The organism is Pseudoalteromonas sp. MT33b (assembly GCF_014117385.1).
Lineage (GTDB): Bacteria > Pseudomonadota > Gammaproteobacteria > Enterobacterales > Alteromonadaceae > Pseudoalteromonas > Pseudoalteromonas lipolytica.
Genome location: NZ_CP059831.1, coordinates 3,518,533 through 3,540,000, shown reverse-complemented (window position 1 = coordinate 3,540,000; position 21,468 = coordinate 3,518,533). Strand labels below are relative to the sequence as shown.

13 protein-coding genes and 2 rRNA genes (1 of these 15 only partly in view) are annotated in these 21,468 nt (G+C 42.9%); 8 read left to right on the top strand and 7 right to left on the bottom strand.

From position 1 onward, the window contains the following. Both H3302_RS15925 and rrf read left to right on the top strand, forming a co-directional pair. Positions 1 to 1,861: ribosomal RNA gene (locus H3302_RS15925) — 23S ribosomal RNA — on the top strand; it begins 1,024 nt to the left of the window's first position. Positions 1,862 to 1,981: 120 nt separating this feature from the next. Next, positions 1,982 to 2,096 (top strand): 5S ribosomal RNA (gene rrf, locus H3302_RS15920). A gap of 719 nt (positions 2,097 to 2,815) precedes the next feature. Here the strand turns inward: rrf and H3302_RS15915 are convergent. The 4 genes from H3302_RS15915 to H3302_RS15900 all read right to left on the bottom strand — a co-directional run bounded on the left by H3302_RS15915 (position 2,816) and on the right by H3302_RS15900 (position 6,257). Beyond that, positions 2,816 to 3,568 (bottom strand): hypothetical protein, encoded by a 753-nt coding sequence (locus H3302_RS15915; RefSeq protein ID WP_065979515.1) that lies wholly within the window; start codon positions 3,566 to 3,568, stop codon positions 2,816 to 2,818. Positions 3,569 to 3,660: 92 nt separating this feature from the next. Then, positions 3,661 to 4,938, bottom strand: coding sequence for a LysM peptidoglycan-binding domain-containing protein (locus H3302_RS15910; protein ID WP_182395888.1), 1,278 nt, complete (start codon positions 4,936 to 4,938; stop codon positions 3,661 to 3,663). Between the two features lie 118 nt (positions 4,939 to 5,056). After that, on the bottom strand, positions 5,057 to 5,596 hold the full coding sequence (locus tag H3302_RS15905) for a hypothetical protein (RefSeq protein ID WP_036973642.1): 540 nt from the start codon (positions 5,594 to 5,596) through the stop codon (positions 5,057 to 5,059). Positions 5,597 to 5,729: 133 nt separating this feature from the next. Next, the gene (locus tag H3302_RS15900) at positions 5,730 to 6,257 is read right to left on the bottom strand and encodes a sugar O-acetyltransferase (protein ID WP_036973641.1); all 528 of its coding nucleotides are present in this window, start codon (positions 6,255 to 6,257) and stop codon (positions 5,730 to 5,732) included. A gap of 154 nt (positions 6,258 to 6,411) precedes the next feature. On the opposite strand from H3302_RS15900, the gene H3302_RS15895 reads away from it, so the two are divergent. The 4 genes from H3302_RS15895 (at position 6,412) to H3302_RS15880 (ending at position 11,840) form a co-directional block, all read left to right on the top strand. Beyond that, on the top strand, positions 6,412 to 7,173 hold the full coding sequence (locus H3302_RS15895; RefSeq protein ID WP_036973640.1) for a DeoR/GlpR family DNA-binding transcription regulator: 762 nt from the start codon (positions 6,412 to 6,414) through the stop codon (positions 7,171 to 7,173). Between the two features lie 95 nt (positions 7,174 to 7,268). Next, a complete protein-coding gene (gene glmS, locus H3302_RS15890) occupies positions 7,269 to 9,089 on the top strand; it encodes a glutamine--fructose-6-phosphate transaminase (isomerizing) (RefSeq protein ID WP_182395886.1) in 1,821 nt (606 codons plus the stop codon). 102 nt (positions 9,090 to 9,191) lie between these two features. Then, complete coding sequence (locus H3302_RS15885) at positions 9,192 to 10,376, top strand: alpha/beta hydrolase (protein WP_036973638.1); 1,185 nt, start codon at positions 9,192 to 9,194, stop codon at positions 10,374 to 10,376. Between the two features lie 168 nt (positions 10,377 to 10,544). Further along, a complete protein-coding gene (locus tag H3302_RS15880) occupies positions 10,545 to 11,840 on the top strand; it encodes a DEAD/DEAH box helicase (RefSeq protein ID WP_074989534.1) in 1,296 nt (431 codons plus the stop codon). 54 nt (positions 11,841 to 11,894) lie between these two features. Here H3302_RS15880 and H3302_RS15875 read toward each other — a convergent pair whose 3' ends face one another. Both H3302_RS15875 and H3302_RS15870 read right to left on the bottom strand, forming a co-directional pair. Next, positions 11,895 to 12,140 carry a DUF3297 family protein gene (locus H3302_RS15875; protein ID WP_174403901.1) on the bottom strand — a complete coding sequence of 82 codons (246 nt, stop codon included), beginning with the start codon at positions 12,138 to 12,140 and terminating at the stop codon, positions 11,895 to 11,897. An 85-nt stretch (positions 12,141 to 12,225) separates the two neighbouring features. Then, positions 12,226 to 12,690 carry an energy transducer TonB gene (locus H3302_RS15870; RefSeq protein WP_182395884.1) on the bottom strand — a complete coding sequence of 155 codons (465 nt, stop codon included), beginning with the start codon at positions 12,688 to 12,690 and terminating at the stop codon, positions 12,226 to 12,228. A gap of 179 nt (positions 12,691 to 12,869) precedes the next feature. Between H3302_RS15870 and H3302_RS15865 the strand changes: the two genes are divergently transcribed. Continuing rightward, positions 12,870 to 14,954, top strand: a complete 2,085-nt coding sequence (locus tag H3302_RS15865) for a TonB-dependent siderophore receptor (RefSeq protein WP_182395882.1) — start codon at positions 12,870 to 12,872, stop codon at positions 14,952 to 14,954. Next, positions 14,944 to 16,089 (top strand): DUF1624 domain-containing protein, encoded by a 1,146-nt coding sequence (locus H3302_RS15860; RefSeq protein ID WP_182395880.1) that lies wholly within the window; start codon positions 14,944 to 14,946, stop codon positions 16,087 to 16,089. Before H3302_RS15865 ends, H3302_RS15860 begins: the two co-directional genes overlap by 11 nt. A gap of 64 nt (positions 16,090 to 16,153) precedes the next feature. On the opposite strand, the gene H3302_RS15855 is transcribed toward H3302_RS15860, so the two are convergent. Beyond that, complete coding sequence (locus H3302_RS15855) at positions 16,154 to 21,415, bottom strand: S8 family serine peptidase (protein WP_259369867.1); 5,262 nt, start codon at positions 21,413 to 21,415, stop codon at positions 16,154 to 16,156. Between the last annotated feature and the right edge of the window lie 53 nt (positions 21,416 to 21,468).

Below are 21,468 nucleotides of genomic sequence, written 5' to 3'. Positions count from 1 at the left end.
GGCCCAGACAGCCAGGAGGTTGGCTTAGAAGCAGCCACCCTTTAAAGAAAGCGTAATAGCTCACTGGTCGAGTCGGTCTGCGCGGAAGATGTAACGGGGCTAAACTATGCACCGAAGCTGCGGATTCAAAATTTATTTTGAGTGGTAGGGGAGCGTTCTGTAAGCCGTTGAAGGTGTACCGGGAGGTATGCTGGAGGTATCAGAAGTGCGAATGCTGACATGAGTAACGATAATGCGGGTGAAAAACCCGCACGCCGGAAGACCAAGGGTTCCTATCCCATGTTAATCAGGGTAGGGTAAGTCGACCCCTAAGGCGAGGCCGAAAGGCGTAGTCGATGGGAAACGGGTTAATATTCCCGTACTTGGTATAATTGCGATGGGGGGACGGAGCAGGCTAAGCAAGCATGGCGTTGGTTGTCCATGTGAAAGTGAGTAGGTTGAGAGTTTAGGAAAATCCGGACTCTTAAGACTGAGACACGAGACGAGCCACTAAGGTGGTGAAGTTGTTGATGCCATACTTCCAGGAAAAGCCTCTAAGCTTCAGATTATACCGAATCGTACCCCAAACCGACACAGGTGGTCAGGTAGAGAATACTAAGGCGCTTGAGAGAACTCGGGTGAAGGAACTAGGCAAAATCGTACCGTAACTTCGGGAGAAGGTACGCTCCGATTGGTGATGAGACTTGCTCTTTAAGCTGATTGGAGCCGCAGTGACCAGGTGGCTGGGACTGTTTATTAAAAACACAGCACTGTGCAAAATCGCAAGATGACGTATACGGTGTGACACCTGCCCGGTGCCGGAAGGTTAATTGATGGGGTTAGTTTTCGGACGAAGCTCTTGATCGAAGCCCCGGTAAACGGCGGCCGTAACTATAACGGTCCTAAGGTAGCGAAATTCCTTGTCGGGTAAGTTCCGACCTGCACGAATGGTGTAACCATGGCCACGCTGTCTCCACCCGAGACTCAGTGAAATTGAAATCGCAGTGAAGATGCTGTGTACCCGCGGCTAGACGGAAAGACCCCGTGAACCTTTACTACAGCTTGGCACTGAACATTGAACCTACATGTGTAGGATAGGTGGGAGGCTTTGAAGCAGAGACGCTAGTCTTTGTGGAGCCGTCCTTGAAATACCACCCTTGTAGTTTTGATGTTCTAACGTTGGCCCCTGATCGGGGTTACGGACAGTGCCTGGTGGGTAGTTTGACTGGGGCGGTCTCCTCCCAAAGAGTAACGGAGGAGCACGAAGGTTGGCTAAGTACGGTCGGACATCGTACGGTTAGTGTAATGGTAGAAGCCAGCTTAACTGCGAGACAGACACGTCGAGCAGGTACGAAAGTAGGTCATAGTGATCCGGTGGTTCTGAATGGAAGGGCCATCGCTCAACGGATAAAAGGTACTCCGGGGATAACAGGCTGATACCGCCCAAGAGTTCATATCGACGGCGGTGTTTGGCACCTCGATGTCGGCTCATCACATCCTGGGGCTGAAGTCGGTCCCAAGGGTATGGCTGTTCGCCATTTAAAGTGGTACGCGAGCTGGGTTTAGAACGTCGTGAGACAGTTCGGTCCCTATCTGCCGTGGGCGTTTGAGAATTGAGAGGGGTTGCTCCTAGTACGAGAGGACCGGAGTGAACGAACCGCTGGTGTTCGGGTTGTCATGCCAATGGCATTGCCCGGTAGCTACGTTCGGAACTGATAAGCGCTGAAAGCATCTAAGCGCGAAGCAGGCCTCGAGATGAGTTCTCACTAGACTTTTAAAGTCTCTGAAGGGCCGTTGAAGACTACAACGTTGATAGGCAGGATGTGGAAGTGGTGTGAGCCATTAAGCTAACCTGTACTAATTACCCGTGAGGCTTAACCATACAACGCCAAACGCGTTTTATGACAGCGTAACAGACAGAAGTTAGTATACTAAAGTAGATTTACGATTATCAGATTTCCAGATTTTAGTTAATTGCGAGTGCGATTAACAACCAAATTTGCTTGGTGACAATAGCGTTTTGGACCCACCTGATTCCATGCCGAACTCAGTAGTGAAACGAAACAGCGCCGATGATAGTGTGGCATTTGCCATGTGAAAGTAGGACATCGCCAGGCTCCTAATTAGAGAAACCCGATTCGAAAGAGTCGGGTTTTTTGTTGCCTGTAGAAAAATAAAATACCCAACCAAGACCCCTACGACCTATATCTTTGTAAGCATCGTGTTGCATTGACCATGTGAAAGTAGGACATCCTACTGCGTAGCGCACCATGGCTCCTAATTAGAGAAACCCGTTGCAGCAATGCAGCGGGTTTTTTGCGTTTAGGGCTAAATCGTCCAGTACCATACTGAGATTGCATACAGAGATAAAAGACGCATAAGCGCAAGGTGAAAAGACGTAGGAGGTACTTTAGTGCCGAAAGTGTCTGATATGCCCTTCATACAACACCCCTGAGATTCACGGCTAAAGCCGTTCCTACGCTTCTTAATCATGATGTTTAATCACGATTCCCATGTTGTTTAATCATGATGACAAGAATGAAGGGGTTATTGAATCACTCACTTTACGCTAACCTAATTAGCGCGTAGGAGGCACTTTAGTGCCGAAAGTGTCTGATATGCTCTTCACACATAACCAGAGACATTCATGGCTAAAGCCGTTCCTACGCTTTGTAATCACGATGTTCAATCACGGTTCCCACGTTGCTTAATCATGATGACAAGAATGAAGGGACTCTAAAATGGGCTACTTCACTTTACGCTAACCTAATTAGGGCGTGGAGGTACTTTAGTGCCGAAAGTATCTGATATGCCCTTCATACAACACCCCTGACATTCACAGCGCTGTCTCTGGAGAATTACCTGATATATCACACTGTTCTATTTCTTTTACATCTGCGCGGCCATCGCTTAGGTAGCATTGTTCTAGTAAAGAGCAATAGCAGATCTCGGTTTTGATGCTATTCCGTTGCTTGTTTACTTTGTCCCATTGAGTTTCATTAAATCCCGTTCGCTTGAAACCAAAAAGTTTAAGTTTGCTGCCAGATGCCAGCAACCGGTTATCACTGGCACTCGTCATAATCCAGCCAAATGCTTCGAAAATATTTATGTTGGGAGAATCATCTTGCAGAGTTTGTAGCTGTGTTTCATATGCTTGTGTATCAAAACAGCATGCAGAAATTACTTTATAGATATCTAAATATGATTGGTCGTTATAGTGATACTTCACATACTTTACTATCGCAGGTCCTGATCCTGAATTAGTGAGTACAAAGGTGATTTCAGGTAGATTTTTTTCTTCATCATAATTCCCCGTCATAACTTCAAGCCAAGGCCATGTGGCGGCTTTTACTTGTCGTTCTGCAGCATTTGCTTGCAGGTATGTGGCATAAAAAGACGCTGCTGAAATAATAATGGCACACAGTGCGAGAAAGAGGTTTAGACGCTCATTGGTAAACCAAGCTTTAGGCTGTTTAGAGTCGTCGGGGTTAGTGCTTGCCGTGGTTGATTTTGGTTGGTGTTCATCGCTTGCCTCTTGCTGATGTGTCTCAAGAGTTGATTCGGTGACGTCCTTTTGTTGATTATCCATGACTTTGTCGTTGTTATTTTTATAGACTACTAAAGATACAACTTTAATTGGATATATAAAAGAGACAGGGAGTAAAACTCCCTGATTTGGTATTAACTATTTGAGATAAATACGGTGAGCTTTTCGCCTACTCTTAGACTATCCCTAGAAAGGTTATTCCATTGCTTTAGTTTTGTTATGCTGACTTTGTATTGCTTTGCTATTTTCCATAAGCTGTCGCCTGCTCTTACTTTGTACTCAATTTGTTGATCAGCTAATTGCGGTAATATGAGTTTTTGACCTACGCGAATAGTGTTCGTTTTTAAGCTATTAAAGGTTTTAAGCTGGCTGACTGTCACTTTATAACGTTTTGCTATTACGCTTAAGCTATCGCCGCGTTTTACGGTGTAGTGTTGCCACTGGCTGTAATCATTACTTTTCTGATTTGCTAACAGTGTTTTAAAAGTTGACTGTTGATCTTTTGGTACCACAATATGTGGCGCATCTATTACTGCAGGGTAGCGAATTACGCCATGGTTTAACTCTTCGAGTTCTTGCCATTTTGCTTTGTCAGCTAAGATCACAGCCCCTGACACAGGCAAGATGCTAATTGCTTCTTCATTTTTAATCGACGGAAAGACCATTTTTTGATGTTTAAGCAACTGTGCAGCAGCGAGCAGCTTGGGCACATATTGACGAGTTTGTGATGGTAGTTTTAAGCTGAAAAAATCGGTTGGTTTACCTTGCTTTTGATTACGAGCAATGGCTTGTAACACTCGCCCCTCACCGATATTGTAGGCAGCAATAGCATGATACCAATCGCCATCAAAGCGTTTATAAAGATACTCTATAAAATCGAGAGCTGCACGTGTGCTGTCAATCACATCTTGGCGACCATCATACCAAGGGGTAATTTTTACTTTAAAGTATTTGGCGATTGAAGGAGTGAGTTGCCATAAACCCGATGCATGCTTGTGCGAATAGGCACTGGCATCAAAATCGCTCTCTATAAGCGGCATTAGGGCAAGTTCTATGGGTAAGTCACGGTTTTCTACTGCTGTGACGATATGATACAAATACGGCGCTGCACGGCGGCTTATTTCTTCCATATAATTCGGATGAGTAAGGTACCAAGCAATGCGCTTTTGTACATCAGGATGACTTGAATCGCTAAACTGCAGTTGAACGCGAATACGCTGCCACACATCTTCAAGTTCACTTGGTTTTAGCGGTGGCAGCACCGCATCTACTTGTTCTGTTTTAGATTCTGTAACCACAGTATCTGGATTTGCCTTAATTATGGGCTTCTTTTCAGTAAGAGACTCAGGGGCAGTCTGACAGCCTGTTACAATAAGACAAACAACAAGGCCTAAAAATCGATTTAAAAACACGTATTAAAATACTCCGTTAACTTAGGTGCGGGTAAACTAAAGCGCCTAAGCTTAACATAGGGTGAGCTAAAAATGACCATTAGATTAACAACGTGCTAACTCACTCACCCAATTGAAATTAAAACGAAATACTAACTTGTAACCCAGCATAACCATGGTTTTGTGCCTCCCAATAGCGGCTGTCTATTTCTCGGGCTCTAGCATAGATCTCTATCCTGAATGGCTTAGAGTCCACGCCTATACCAACACCCACATAGCCATCGATACTATTGTTATCGTCATCGAAGCGGTCGTTATAGTCATGGTCTTTTCGGTCGTCGTAGAAAGCAAGCTCAATTAAATCTAAGCCTACTTCGCCATAGACAAAAAAGTCACTGAAATAGCCAAATTTTATGCCAGTATCGAGGGTTAAAAATGTCTCCCGATCACCTTTTTTAGTAAACACTTCAGCTGACCCAAGTGCTGTTGTCAATGCTGCGCCAAAATTGCTGTTGTTATTTTTAGCCATAAATTCGACACCTGCCGAGGTGATTGAATCAGTGCTATTACGTTCTGACTTCACAAACAGGTTTATATTAGGATTGTCATAAACCCCTGCAAAGCTTGTAGAAGGAATTAAGGCAAGTGGTGCAAAAAGTGCTAAGCCGAGGTATTTCATATTGAATTTAATCCATTAACTGTAATGGGTACAATAATATCAATCTTGGTGAGTTCTAATTGTAAGAAAATGTTCTAAATTGGCAGGTTAGCCGACAATGTGTGCTCAATTTAATATCGCTATATTGTAATTTTTAAAGGTCTTTAATCTTCACTGCGGGGTTACCTGCTACTAGGGTATTTGCCGCGACATCTTTAGTAACTATTGCCCCTGCGCCAACTACGGCATTATCAGCAACTTTAATACCTGCAAGTATAATCGCACCAGCACCAATCCATACATTGTTGCCAATACTAATCGGCGCTGCAAAATTAGCTTTAGCTAAACGCTCAGTAGGGGTTACTGCATGCGATACTGCAAGAATTTGCACATTAGGGCCAATTAAGCAGTCATTGCCTATGGTAATTTGTGCATCAGATAGCGGCGCATCAAGCACAGTACAGTTAATATTTATGAAGGTTCGATCACCTATTTTAATACCACTGCCATAATCACAATGAAAACCCGCTTCAATAACGACCTGTTCACCACACTGAGCAAACATGCATTTTAGTCGTTTTAAATTGCCTTTACTGGGACTTTTGGCAAATAAACGGCAAATCTCATGTGCGTTTTTACGCTGTTCAATCAGGGATTTATCTAGGCTATTAAACTCTTTCATGGTGATCAGTCTAAGTAAATTCTAAAGATAGCTTATCGCGTAAAAGTCAGAGATCAAAATAAACTTAGTGGGGTTATAAAACATTCACTTGCCATTTATATTGTTTCGTTTAAAATCCCGTAACTTTCGAAACGAAACTTATGTGATCAGGTTAATGACAAAACGAAACACTCAACAACGTCGTCATACAATATTAAGTCAGGTTAATGAACTTGGCGAAGTAGCCGTTGAAGCGCTGGCTGAGCAGTTTCAAACCTCCGAAGTGACCATTCGTAAAGATTTAACAGCGCTTGAAAAAAGTGGCTTATTACTGCGCCGCTATGGTGGGGCTATTGCATTACCGCAAGAGATTGTGAGTGATGAAGAAGACTCAGTACGTAAAATCGCAATCGCTAAAGCGGCTGCGGGCCTTATTAAAGATCATAACAGAGTGATCATAGACAGTGGTCGCACAACGGCTGCCATGATCCCTGAGCTTGCAAGTAAACGTGGCCTAGTAGTAATGACAAACGCTATTAAAGTAGCTAACCGTTTATTAGCGCTGGAAAACGAACCGACATTATTGATGACCGGCGGCACTTGGGATCCGCATTCAGAATCGTTTCAAGGCCAAGTTGCAGAGAACGTTTTGCGCTCTTATGACTTTGACCAACTGTTTATTGGTGCCGATGGCATTGATGTAGATAGAGGCACAACGACCTTTAATGAATTAGTGGGCCTTAGCCAAGTAATGGCTGAATCGGCTCGTGAAGTCGTTGTTCTTGTTGAGTCAGATAAAATAGGCCGAAAAATACCGAATTTAGAACTGCCTTGGCAGCAAATTACCACACTTATCACAGACAACAACCTTAGCGAAGAGAAACGCGAGGCGATAAGAAAATGTGGTGTACAGCTGATTTGTGCAGACATTGAATAACCCGTAATAAGACCGACAACACCTTATTACATAAATTTTATGACAACACATACTGCCCAAAGTAAAACACTTTGGCATGTGCAAAAGGAGAGATTATGTGTGGAATCGTTGGGGCTGTTGCAGAACGCCCAGTAAATAAAATTCTTGTTGAAGGCTTAAAGCGCCTTGAATACCGTGGCTATGACTCAGCAGGTGTGGCTTTACTTAAAGGTAATGAACTAAACACAGTTAAAGCAGTGGGTAAGGTTGCAAACTTAGAAGCTGCACTTAATGATGCCGCTGTTAATGGCACTACCGGTATTGCACATACGCGTTGGGCAACGCATGGTGGTGTAACAGAGGCCAATGCGCACCCGCATATTTCAAAAAGCGAAATTGCCCTTGTTCATAATGGTATTATTGAAAACCATGCCAGCCTACGTGAAGCGTTAAAAGGCGATGGGTATGAGTTTTTATCAGAAACTGATACCGAAGTAATGGTGCACCTTATTCACCAGTTACGTCAGCAACATGACACGCTATTAGCAGCAGTACAAGCTGCAGTTAAGCAGTTTGAAGGTGCATTTGGTACTGTTGTTTTCGATAAAGCGAACGACAACGAAATCATCGTCGCGCGCTCAGGTAGCCCACTGGTGATTGGTTTAGGTCTTGGTGAGAACTTTATTGCATCTGACCAACTTGCCTTACTACCTGTTACACGCAGCTTTATTTACCTTGAAGAAGGTGATGTAGCGCGTATTACCCGTGATAGCGTGGAAATTTTTGATGCGAATGGCGAAGCTGTAGAGCGTGAAGTGATTGAATCAAACATCACTCAAGATGCATCAGGTAAAGGCGAATATCGTCATTACATGCTGAAAGAAATTTACGAACAGCCACTTGCGGTTCGTAATACACTTGAAGGTCGCCTTGTTAATGACACTGTAGCGATTGATGCCTTTGGCGACAGTGCCCAGCAAATCTTTAAAGATGTAAAACACGTGCAAATTATTGCCTGTGGTACGTCTTATCACTCAGGAATGGTGGCTCGTTACTGGCTTGAACAGTTTGCGGGTGTGAGTTGTAACGTTGAGATTGCATCTGAGTTCCGTTACCGCGAATCATTTGTGCATGAAAACAGCTTATTAGTCACTATTTCTCAGTCAGGTGAAACAGCCGATACCCTAGCTGCATTGCGATTAGCTAAACAGCAAGGTTACATGGCATCGATGACCATTTGTAACGTACCGGGTTCATCTTTAGTACGTGAATCTGATTTAGCCTTTATGACGAAAGCGGGTGCCGAAATTGGCGTTGCATCAACGAAAGCCTTCACAACACAACTTGTTGGCTTATTAATGCTAACAGCGTCTATTGCGCAAGAAAAAGGCCTCGACCAACGTGCAATTGTCAATGCAATTAAAACACTCCCTAACAAGCTTGAAGAAGCATTGTTATTAGCGGATGGCATTGAAGAGTTAGCAGAAGAATTTGCCGACAAGCATCACTCACTATTCTTAGGCCGTGGCTCACAATACCCAATTGCGATGGAAGGTGCGCTTAAGCTGAAAGAAATTTCATACATTCACGCGGAAGCATACGCAGCAGGTGAGCTTAAACATGGCCCGCTAGCTTTAATTGATGCCGACATGCCAATTATTGTTGTAGCACCCAACAACGAGCTACTTGAAAAGCTTAAATCAAACGTAGAAGAAGTACGTGCTCGTGGCGGTATTATTTATGTATTCGCAGATAAAGATTCACACTTCGAATCTGACGAAACAATGCGTGTGATCAACGTAAACCATGTTGATGACGTGATTGCACCAGTTGTATATACAATTCCACTACAGTTACTTTCATACTACGTAGCGGTGATTAAAGGCACCGACGTAGACCAACCACGTAACCTAGCGAAATCGGTGACAGTTGAGTAAAATCAATTAGTTGAATTTTTAAAAAAGGCGTTCTAGGCGCCTTTTTTTATACCTGTAATTCTGTTAGCTTAAAAAATTACCAATATTTCTTAAGGATAAGTCGTGCGATTATTTAAGTTACTCTGTATTAGCGGTTTTTTACTCTGTACTAACCATGTAATGGCTCAACCAGCGGCAGATGAGCCGGTTATAAATTACAGCCAGCAAACGCATACTTTTGAATCAAGTATGCTTAATGAGCAGCGTACTGTCGTTGTGCAATTACCGAAAAGCTATCAAACATATCCAAACAAAAGATTTCCCGTTATTTATCGTTTAGATGGGGCAGGTAATTTACCATTAATTAATGCAGTGCTTGAGCGCTTACAACAAGATGACCAAGCGCCAGAGGTGATTGTAGTTGCGATTGAAAGTACCAATCGACTTAGAGATTTTTATCCCACCGTGAACAAAGAACCGCAAGGACCCGTTGGCGAGGGCGGTGGTGCAGCAAAGTTTTTAGCTTTCGTAGAGCAAGAGCTGATGCCTCTGGTTAATAAACAGTATCGCACTCATGATTATAGCGTTATTGCGGGAGCCTCAGCTGCAGGTGTATTTGCTCTTTACGCTATGCAGGCTAAGCCAGAGCTATTTCAAGCGCATATTGCTTATAGCCCCGCGGTATGGTGGAACTATGGCGCTCCGGCTAAGAGCTTAAAAACCTTTGTTACTAAAGCCAACAGTATCAACAGCTATGTATATATAAATATCGGTGAAGAAGCCGGCATTATGCGCGAAAGATACGATGATATGCAGCAAACTATGCAAAATAGTAAGGTGCAAAATCTGCGTTTTAAGAGCGACGCCTTTGCTGGCGTTTCGCATAACTTAACCTCAGCTGCCGGAGCATTTAATGCTTACCATGGCTTATTTTTATCTAAACAGATGCCTTTGAGTGCATTGAGCGATGATGTTTCATCAATTGATGCTTATTATCAACGCTTATCTCAGCAATGGGGCGAGCAAATAGCGCCACCAGACCGTGCTGTTAGGCTACTAGGTTACAGCTTAACGGATAACCAGCAATTTGAGCGGGCTATTGAGGTGTTTAAGTACAATATCAAAAACTATCCTAAATCAGCGTATGCACTGTCAGCTTTGTCATATGGCTATGAAATGCAAGGTAATACTCGACAAGCTCTGGTTCAAATCGAAGCTGCAATAGCGGTCGCAGATGACACTTACCCCTATCTAGATTACTTAAAAGAGACAAAAACGAGGTTAGAAGCACAGTTGAGTAAGAGTTAATAATATGGCCAACTTAGTTGTTGGCTTTTTAAGTGCCTCTTTTAATATTGAGCAATTATCATAAACCAGTGGCTATCATCTAAAAGGTATTTAAATCACTAATCCCTACTTACCGGGCAATAAATGCGTTAAAATTGCAGGCTATTTTAGTAATGAGCCCACACCTTTATGACCTCAGCCTCAAACCCTAGTAATTTCAATGCACTTGGCCTTATTCCAGAGCTAGTTGCTCGATTGTCTGATCTTGAATATACCCAGCCTACACCTATTCAGGCAAAAGCAATTCCAAGTATCTTGGCGGGACATGACTTAATTGCAGGAGCGAATACGGGCTCAGGTAAAACAGCGGCGTTTGCACTACCTATATTGCAAAAAATATCACAGGGTGCATTAAAGCGAGATGCTAAAGGTAACTATGTATCGGCGCTTATTTTGGTGCCGACGCGTGAGCTTGCAACGCAAGTGGCTGATAATGTTAAATCGTATTCTGCTTATTTTAATGGCGCGATTAAAACGATGGCTGTATTTGGTGGGGTGTCGGTTAATACACAAATGCAGGCACTACGCGGCGGTGCCGATATTATTGTGGCAACTCCTGGGCGTTTGCTCGACTTAATTTCAAGCAATGCCATTAAGCTAGATAAAGTAAACACCTTAGTGCTTGATGAAGCTGACCGACTATTGAGCCTTGGTTTTACAGAAGAGCTTGCTGAGTTGTTGGCGTTAATGCCTGCTAAAAAGCAAACGATGTTGTTTTCAGCTACGTTCCCTGAGCAAGTAATGCTATTAACGCAAGAGCTGTTAAAAAATCCGCTAGAGATTCAGTTACAAAACAAAGATGAAAGCACCTTGGTGCAGCGTGTATTCACGGTAAATAAAGGCGAGAAAACCACCGTTTTAGCGCATTTAATTAAACAGCAGCAATGGCGCCAAGCACTTATTTTTGTGAACGCCAAAAAAGACTGTGAGCACTTAGCCAATAAACTAGAAAAACGCGGTATTAACGCACAAGTATTCCATGGCGATAAAGGCCAAAGCGAGCGTACACGCGTAATCGAGAAATTCAAAGCGGGTGAAATTGACGTACTAATTGCCACTGATATTGCTGCCCGCGGTTTAGATATTGAAAAACTGCCAGTGGTGATTAACTTTAATTTACCGCGCAGCCCCGCTGATTACATGCATCGCATTGGTCGAAGTGGCCGTGCTGGTGAAGTGGGTTTAGCGTTATCACTGATTGATTATGAAGACTTTCATCACTTTAGAATAATCGAAAAGAAAAATAAGTTACGCTTGGAGCGAGAGCAAGTGGGAGGTTTTGAAGTGAATAAAGCAAACCTTGATGCTGCACAGGCGCTTAAAAATGATAAGCCAATGGCAAAACCGGAAGGCACGGGTAAGAAAAAGAAGAAAAATAAAGTGAACAAAGAAGACGATGTTTGGAGTAGCTGGCGTCGTAAGTAACAAAAATGAACAAGCCGACGAAAGTCGGCTTGTTCATTTACAGTAAGACAGAGTTTACTTATAAAAAACCTCAACAGTGCCTTTTACTTTCATAAGTAATGGCTGGCCGCGACGGTCTAGTGCTTTAGGTGCTGCAATTTTGATCCAGCCTTCGCTGATGCAGTATTCTTCTACGTCAAAACGCTCTTTACCGTTTAGTTTTACACCAATTTCATGTTCGAATACTTCTTCTACATAAAATTTGCTACGTGGGTTGATAGAAAGTTGATCAGGTAGTGCTGGTTTTGTTGTATCGGTCATAGTTGCGATCTGCATTGAATAAATTGTGCGCCATTGTAGGCAATACCGCGCATTCGCTCAAGTATCAGTGGTGCAAATTTGTTGTTTACTCACACGCTTGCGCTGAATGATCTATACACTGTGCAATGGCATCACTCTTTTTATCGAAATCATGGGTTAGGCAGTAGTCAAAACGCATGGTTAAATCAACCACCTGCTCATCGGTGCGCTCTGGCCAGCGCCAGTCTCTGACGATTTTCCTTGCGGCTTTTCTGACTTCTTTGCTGTATCGCTTAGGTGCAGATTTTTCAATATTTATCGCTTTTACTTGGCCTTGTGGTGTGACTTTAAAATTAACAATCGCGCAACCACTGCCTTGCTTATTTAAAAGCTCACGAGGGTATTGAACATTTGGAATTTGCTGCAGTCGCTGCCATGTTAGCTCACCGGCTGAGGTATCAAGTACCTGTGCTTGAATATCCACAAACGGTACTTTACGTGATAAGTCTGGGTTGGCGTATGCGCTTACAGATGTGCAAGCCAGTGATAGTGCGAATAGCGATTTGTACATAGTCATCCGTAACATGTTTGTTTTTTGTTCAGCGATAAATACTAAAGATAAGAAAGCCGGATGTAAATAAGTGGTGTGGGTATAAAACAGCAACAAAATGATTTGTTATACTATATCAATACGATTATTTGTGTTATTTTATAACAAATAATCGTTTAATCTTTTTGAAGTACCAACCTATGACGTTTTCAACCCTTCCCCTTAGTTTAGCTGTTGTAATAAGCACGGCTGTGAATGCGACTGATAACAGTGATATAGAAACTATTATTATTGAACACAAGCAAGCGTTTCGGGGGGATATACCCGCCAAAGAGCTACCGCAATCGATCACGACCTTAAGTAAAGATATGCTCACTAATAATGGCATAACTAAGTTTCGTGATGCGCTCGATTTTTCGGCGAGTATCAGCCGTAAAAATAATGGAGGGGGCTTGTGGGATAGCTACTCTATTCGCGGTTTGTCTGGTAATGAAAACATGCCTTCGGGGTATTTAATTAATGGCTTTAGTGGTGGAAGAGGCTTTGCAGGGCCAAGAGATGTCTCGAATATTGAATACATTGAGGTGTTAAAAGGGCCTGGCTCTGCGCTTTATGGTCGTTCTGAACCGGGTGGTACTATTAATATTATTACTAAAAAGCCACAGTTTTACCAACAAGGCCAGTTTAAGGCTGAACTGGGCAGTGATGAACATAAGCGAGTTCAAGGTGATTATACCAATGGTGTGACTGATGATTTAGCATTTCGCATTAATGGTGCGTGGCAAGACAGCGATAGTTTTCGTGATTATGTGCACCACGATAAATTAGTGATTACACCTTCGCTTTACTATCAAGTGACTGATAACTCATCGCTCACCTATGAGTTTGAATATGTTGACCAACAACAAATGTACGACCGAGGTGTTGTGATTCTTAATGGCAATATTGAGACTGTGCCGGAGTCACGCTTTTTAGGTAACCCAAATGATGCGCCAACAAAAGTTCACTCCAGAGGCCATCAACTCAACTATAACTATAATTTTAATAATGATTGGTCATTACTTGCTGGTGCTAATTATCGTGCAGCCACTTTAACTGGTGAGTCTTCAGATGCAGAATTATCGCCATCGCGCCAATCATTATTTGATGATGGAACAACCTTAACGCGCCAGCACCGCTATCGAGATTATGAATCTGAGGATGTTTCCGTGCGTTTTGAGCTGAGCGGTCAGTTTGATATTGCAAGTATTACTAATCATGTTTTACTCGGTGCTGATGCATATGAATACGAGTTACGTACAGGGTTATATCGTTACCGCGGTGGTTATGGCACTTATACAATTGATATCCATGAGCCAGATTACACGCCTATCGAAGGCCCTGAAATGGGTATGCAATATGAGAACAATGAGGAACAACGTGCTTACGGTCTTTATATTCAAGATCAGTTAGATATAACTGACAACCTAAAAGTGATGGTTGGGTTACGTTTTGATGAAATAGAACAAGATATTTTCGAAACGAAGTCGGGCGTTGCATCACACAGTAAAAAAAATCGTATTAGCCCACGTTTTGGTATGGTGTACGTGCTAAACGATAACATTAATCTGTACTCAAGTTACTCAGAGGGTTTTTTACCTCTAAGTGGCACCGACGCTGAAGGTAAGCCATTTGGCTTTGAAGAGAGTGACTCGTTCGAAGTCGGTGTGAAATTTAGCAGCGAAAAAATCACTGGTACAGTGGCAATATTTGATGCGACTAAGAGCAATATGCTGGTGGCAGATCCTGTTAATGTGGGGTATTCAGCCCCAATAGGCAAAGCCAAAAGTAAAGGTGTTGAGCTTGATTTAACAGGCTCACTGGGCGCGAACACTGAGTACAACCTATCTTATGCCTATGTTGACGCTGAGACAGCAACAGACAGTTTAAATGTTGAGTGGATAGTGCCTATTCCAAAGGGCAGCCCGCTTGTTAACGTGCCAAAGAATAACTTTTCTGCAAGTTTTAATCATGATCTGACACTATTTTCTCAAGAGCTTAAGGTCGGGGGGCATTATCAATATGTGTCAGATCGTTTAGGGGACCCTGCCGATTTAACTTTTCGCATCCCACGCTATCAATTAGTGGGTTTATTCGCAAAATGGCGTGCAACAGAGCAAACAACTGTGTCACTAAATGTCGATAATATCTTTAACGAAAAATATATTGCCAGTAGCTACAATGCACTGTGGGCTTATCCTGGAGCACCAACACAATTTAAACTGGGGGTAAGCTATGACTTCTGAGCAGCTTAAAAGTCGTATTCATAGTATCGACATTATGCGGGGGGTCGTTATTTTAATTATGCTCCTAGATCATGTCAGAGAACGCTTCTTTTTGCATATGCAAGTGTCTGATCCGATGGACGTTGATGTTACTTCACCCAGCTTATTTTGGAGTCGTTTTGCGGCCCACTTTTGTGCACCAACCTTTATCTTTTTAACGGGGCTGTCGGCGTGGTTGTACAGTCACCCAGCAACGGGTGTCGCACGCTCTGCTCGCGGCTTTTTAGTAAAACGAGGGCTGTTTTTAATTGCGCTTGAAGTAACGTTAATTTGCTTTTCGTGGATGGGGTATTACCACACGATTTGGCTGCAAGTGATGTGGGCTATTGGCTTGTGTATGTTGGCTCTGGCATTGCTAATTAACTTACCACAACGACTATTGTTAGCATTGGGTTTAGTGATTGTATTCGGGCATAACTTACTTACTCCAATCAGTTTCACGCCCGATGAGTTTGGTTATTCGCTGTGGACGATTTTGCATGATCGAGGTTATTTATCACAAGGTGGCTTAATTGACGTAAAAATTAGCTACCCTGTATTGCCGTGGATTGGTGTGATTTTACTGGGTTATTGCGCAGGGCCACTATATGCACATACGCAAAAAGCGCAGTCGCGTAAACGAGCATTGCTGCTGTTAGCACTATTATGTGTAGGATTATTCGCGGTACTGCGTGGTTTTAATATTTATGGTGAAACGCTGCCTTGGCAAACCTTTAGCACCACCACAGAAACGATCATGTCGGTATTCAATGTAACGAAGTATCCGCCATCATTAAACTTTTTATTGATAACCTTGGCGGGGATGTTTCTTGGTTTATGGGCGTTTGAGCGACCCCTTAACCGCGTGACCAATGCGCTGCGCGTTTATGGTTCTGTGCCTATGTTTTTTTATATATTACACCTGTATGTGCTGCTCGCCATGTATCAAGTCGGTATGTTGATATGGGGGGCAAACCAAGGGCACTATTTTGGGGTAAGTGATATATCAAGTGTTTGGTTAATTACTTTACTCTTAATAATTGGACTCTATTGGCCAACCAAAAAGTTTAGTGAATACAAACGTAAAACTAAAAAACCGTGGCTTAAGTATTTGTAAAATGAAAAATGCCGATATGCAAGCATATCGGCATTACTTCTTAACTATCCTAATTAACTCATCCTTAGTTAATTTGAGATTTCTTACGACGAAGCGTCAGAAGTGGTGCAAACGCTAGTAATAACCAGCCAAATGAGCCACTGTCGTCATCTTCTTCAATTTCTTCAGGGTATTCACAACTTCCATCATCAGTATTCGCTTCTGGGTTGAAGTTGGTTGCAGCTGTATCAGTACAGCCAAGCTCAATACCATCTGAAATAACCGATAACTCAAAGTCAGTTGCTAATACAGTTTCACCTGAAGTCATGGTTACTGTGACAGGAATAACGCCATAGAAGTTAGCATTTGGAGTAATGCTAAACATCGTACCGTCGATAGTTACATCTGCATTGTCAGCTGCGACCGCAAGAGTAAACTCTGCGTCTACTTCGCGAGAAAGCTCTACTGCGATGTTACCTAGTTTGCCGTTTTCCATTACCGTCATATCAGGTAATTCAACGATGCTAAGCTCCGCTAATGAGTAAACACAGCTACCATCATCTTTGTTTGCATTTTCGTCAAAGTTAATAGCTTCAGAGTCTGTACAACCTAACTCAATACCATCTGAAATAACCGATAATAAAAATGAGCTTGTTGCTGCATCTGCAGGGTTTACTTTGTCACTTACTTTGACAGTAACATCGATATCGCCATGGAAGTTTTCATTTGGCGTAACAGTTACTGTACTGCCCGATGTATTACCGCTAACTTCATAGCTAAAGTTATTGCCTAGTACATCGATTTGGTTACTTACGTTGTTTTCATCCGCGTAAAGTACATCGAAGCTAATAGCTTTGTTTTCTTCAACTTGCATATCAGGGAAGTCAGATAATGAAATATTACCCAGTACGTTAAGCTCTAAGGTTAACACTTCGTCATCAGCGCCTTCTAAGCCGTTTTTAACCGTCAGCGTATGCATTTGTGCTGCAGCAGCTTCGCCAATATACGCTTGGAACTGAACGTCAAACTTAGACACTTCAGGGCCTACATAATCCATACATACTACAAGCTCATCATGAACAACTTCATCAAGGTTGTCGTATGCAAAACCATCACCAATGTTAAGATCTACTGGCATATCACCATTAACAATAATACGACCGTCAGCAGCTTTGAAACCAATAGAACCTTGGTTATCAGCGAGGTTAACGTTGTCATAAGCAAACATCATTTCATATTCGCCTGGCTCATAAGCAATATTCATACGCATGAACAATTCAACGTCAACTGATTGCCCTTCTACTTGAGAGCGTTGGATGTTATCCCACTCAAGGACTAGCCAATCACGTGCTTGAGTATAAGTTGGTGTAATACCCGCGTTAGCTTCATAGTTACCATAAGTACCATCTACACGCTCAGGGATTGTGTTATCACCAACCCAGAAAGGCGCAATAAGATACGGAGGTGGTGGTGGGAAACCGCCGCCTGATGGAAGTTCTACATGGAATGGTGTTGTGCGGCCGTTAGAGCCAAACGTCACTAAACCAGCTGGGTTAAGTTTGATTGAATCAAAATGGTATTTATTAAAGAATGGGAAAGAAACATCGAGATCTGTTGCCATTAACTCTTTAAATGAATACTCAAACTCGTTCCAGTATTGGCCTTGAACTCCTTCAAGTGTACGCCAGCCAAGTGTACGCAAGTCTAAATAGTTAGGGTACGGAGATTTAGCTGCTCCAAGAGTACACATTTCATCTGTTAGATTCGTGGTAATTTTATAGTTACGAGCCACATCTTTGGTCGTCTCTTGCGTACCTTGAAGTGATAATACGTTGTCTACCAGTTCAGGTGTTGCTGGAGTTGATGCTGTCGCAACAATGCTGTCTTCAATAATTTCGATGCCTTCTGGGAAAGCAGTATCAATTGTGAAATTACGAGCCGCTTGTTCATTATTTGCGATTACTTCAATCTTGAAGTCAACTAATTCACCCACAGTCGCTTGTTCTTTATTTGCTGTAAAGCGCATGTCTTTATCAATTTGATTGATAATGACAGGAACAAAACCAAGGTTACCAGCATCTTCAGGGTTGCTACCTAAGTCAAAACCACCAAAATATATATCGCCTACTTCCATGTCAGGTAAGTTGTACGACAGTGTTAGTTCGTAGTCTTTGTAACCTGCAATTTTCTCTGGAGCACTGACTGTTAGGTTGCTTTGACCTTCTTGAACCACTGCTGTTGCAAAAGTGATATCTCGGCCTTGGTCTTCTTCACCCGAAGGAACATTTGCTAAGCTCATGTAAACGGTGAAATATTCACCTGCTTCTGGGTCAACAATGTTACAGAAGTTGGTAACAGTAAAGCTGGTAGACATACAGATAGTTTCATCCATGCTTGCTAAACCATCGTTATTACTGTCTTTACCCATAAACATAAGCACGCGAGAGGCTTCGCCTACTGGGCTTGCACTCAGCATTTTTGCGTCTTGTGGTACGGTAGTCCACTCAATATGGTTAGGGTTAACCATTTCACCATCGACGTCGACTAAATCAAATGGGTCGCCGCTGGTGGTGTCTGTGAATAATTTTACGGTGTTTTGTTGGCCTTCCACTAACCCAAAAGAGCGCGATGTGAAATCACTCACTTCATCGGTGTTGAAAGGACCTACATTAATTGTTGAAGAACGACGATGCGCATCTACTTTAATAAAGCTCGGTAATCCTGTATCACCGTTAAATGTCCATACTGGCATTTCTAGAACGGGTGAATTAGGGTTGCTCGAAACCAATTTTATTTGACCTTGGTTTCCTGATACCTCGATATTATCAATTGCTTGAGCAACTTGGTTCATTTTCACTTCAACAACAATGTTTTGTGTTTCACCGGCTTTTAGTGAAAACTCACTCGGCGTTACAGTAATTGTGCTGTTACCAATCCACTCTTCAGCTGATACGCTCCACGTTGCATCTTCTGTTGCTGTCACTGTACGCATAAAGCTACATTCTAGGCCACAGTTATTATCAACCATGTAAGCCGTGTTAAGTGCTTTTAAGCGGCCGCCTAAATTAGGATTTGCCGCTTTCATATTTTCGATGCTTTCATGCATCACTAAACCGGCTTTATCAGCAAGGTCAACATGCATACGACCCGCACCCATATCTTGTAAAGATGAATCAAAGCCTTCATCTTTATAGTTATCAAGGTATTGTGCATTTTTAAGGTTGTTGCTTGCTGTTAACATTAGCGCTGATTGAATCTCCATTAAAGACCATTCAGGATGAGACTGTTTAAGCAATGCGGCAGCACCAGCAACGTGCGGACTTGCCATTGATGTTCCCGACATCGTTTGCCAGTCTGTTGATGATGGGTTTTTAGAAAACGGTTGGTCGTCTGAACTCGCTGCGAACACATCAACACCCGGTGCAGCAACATCAACTAACAAGGTATCAAAACCAAAGTATGATGGACCGCGACTTGAGAAGTACGCAATGCGCTCTTCATCTACTTCTTCTGTGCTAGCTGAGTTTGCTGTAATGGTTCCTTTATGACCTGAGCCTGTGCTTAACCAATTAAGTAGTTTAACACCTTCTGCATTGGTTACATGTGCTGTAGGCGCAGGGTAAGGCAGTTGAGGTGCTGGGCTACGGTCTTGGTATGACGATAGGTTGTAAATAATGACACCCTCAGCGCCACCGGCTAATACGTTATTTGCTTTTGCGTAAAGCGGTTTATTGCTTCGCTTACACACAACAATAACGTCTTCTTGGCTTTCGTCGATATCCGGCGTGTTAGGGTCATCGGTAAAGTCAAAGGTGCCCGCTGGATAAGGCTGATCACAGTCTGTTTGGTAGCGTGACACTGGCTCATTTGGGTTAGGGTAATCAGACGCAGAAACAATTAAACCCGTTAGCTCGTCAAAGGTAATGCCAGCAGCAATCATGTCTGTTGGTGCGTCAGTGTCGCCACCTGATAAGTTCTCAAGAGTTTTATCGCTAAACACAACTTGCGAAGAGGGAGTATGCGCAGCAACCGTTGTTACCCAAGGAGATGAGTGATCAGCTGATTGTAAGTAAGGGCCACTGTTACCGGCTGCAACAGCAACGAACACACCTGAGTTTGCCGCATTGAAAAATGCTTGCTCAATAGGTTCAACCCAAGGATCTTCCTCAAAACCACCAAGTGAGGCATTAATGACATCAACGTTATCAATTGCTGATTGCTCGATAGCGGCAATAATTGCACTACCTGGACAGCCCGCATATGGGTCGCCAGCAGCACCAGGCCAACAAACTTGGTAAGAAATGATATTTGCATGCGGTGCCATACCTGACACTTGCGGGAAGATAAGGTTCGTTTCAGTCCCAGAGTTTTGGCTACCGTAACCAGGTTCTTTATAAGTAATATCATAAAGCACGTTACCCGCTGCGGTGCCTGCAACGTGAGAACCGTGAGAGTTATAATCTTCACCATACGCTGGACGCGATTCTTCAAATACAGGATCAGAATACGCTACCGTGATTTCTGGGTATGAATACACACCAATGAGCTTATCGTTACAGCGATCTGCGAATTCAGCTTTAGCACAATCACCTAAGTAAGTATCACCCAGTGGATTGGTGTGTGTATAGCCATCATCGCCTACGGCAGCAAATGATGGGTGATCAGTATTAATACCCGTGTCGATAATACCGACAACAACGCCTTCACCTTTGTTACTTGTTAGGCCACTTTGACTGTTGCTCCACAGTGCTTTTGCACCTGTTTGCTCAATCGTGTTAAACGTAGTTAGTGGGTATATCTTAGAGCGTGCGATGTGCTTAATGCCAGGCACTTTTGCTAAACGCGCAGCTTCTTCTTGGGTCATTCGGGTGGTGAAGCCGTTTAAAGTGACGCTAAATTCACGATCTACTTTTAATTGCAGACCTTGAAGTGTCAGTGCAGAGTTCACAACATTTTGACGCTTGCTTGCGAGGTGATTTGAGTAGCTTGCAATTTCAGGTTTATTTAAATCAAGTGGCTTTGCGGTTGTTTGTCTAGCTGTTGCCACTGTTTCACGTGTACTTGCTAGGCCTTTTAGGCCGCCATCATAAGCTGAAATAGGTGCATCAATTAATTGAACAATATAAGTTTGAACACCTGTGATGTCTTTTTCTGGCGTGAAAATACGGCTTTGTTTCTTTACCGTTTGGTTGATTTTACCATCCCAATTAGTTTCAGCAGAAACCATTGGTTTTGGCGCATAATCAGCGGGTTGTTCAGCCCATTCTTGTGCTTGATTCAGTGCAGCATGTGAAGTGCCAGCACTGATATACAGTGCAGAAGCGACCATCACTGATACTTTTTTCATATTGAACATGTGCTTTAGTTCCCTAGAAGGATTTTTTAATTATGAGCTCGCTA

What these genes read in the sequence shown, in the direction of transcription:
- H3302_RS15900 (WP_036973641.1), bottom strand. Translation starts at nt 6,257, where the DNA reads ATGAAAGAGTTTAATAGCCTAGATAAATCCCTGATTGAACAGCGTAAA.
- H3302_RS15860 (WP_182395880.1), top strand. Translation starts at nt 14,944, where the DNA reads ATGACTTCTGAGCAGCTTAAAAGTCGTATTCATAGTATCGACATTATG.
- H3302_RS15915 (WP_065979515.1), bottom strand. Translation starts at nt 3,568, where the DNA reads ATGGATAATCAACAAAAGGACGTCACCGAATCAACTCTTGAGACACAT.
- H3302_RS15905 (WP_036973642.1), bottom strand. Translation starts at nt 5,596, where the DNA reads ATGAAATACCTCGGCTTAGCACTTTTTGCACCACTTGCCTTAATTCCT.
- H3302_RS15880 (WP_074989534.1), top strand. Translation starts at nt 10,545, where the DNA reads ATGACCTCAGCCTCAAACCCTAGTAATTTCAATGCACTTGGCCTTATT.
- H3302_RS15895 (WP_036973640.1), top strand. Translation starts at nt 6,412, where the DNA reads ATGACAAAACGAAACACTCAACAACGTCGTCATACAATATTAAGTCAG.
- H3302_RS15870 (WP_182395884.1), bottom strand. Translation starts at nt 12,690, where the DNA reads ATGTACAAATCGCTATTCGCACTATCACTGGCTTGCACATCTGTAAGC.
- H3302_RS15875 (WP_174403901.1), bottom strand. Translation starts at nt 12,140, where the DNA reads ATGACCGATACAACAAAACCAGCACTACCTGATCAACTTTCTATCAAC.
- H3302_RS15865 (WP_182395882.1), top strand. Translation starts at nt 12,870, where the DNA reads ATGACGTTTTCAACCCTTCCCCTTAGTTTAGCTGTTGTAATAAGCACG.
- glmS (WP_182395886.1), top strand. Translation starts at nt 7,269, where the DNA reads ATGTGTGGAATCGTTGGGGCTGTTGCAGAACGCCCAGTAAATAAAATT.
- H3302_RS15855 (WP_259369867.1), bottom strand. Translation starts at nt 21,415, where the DNA reads ATGAAAAAAGTATCAGTGATGGTCGCTTCTGCACTGTATATCAGTGCT.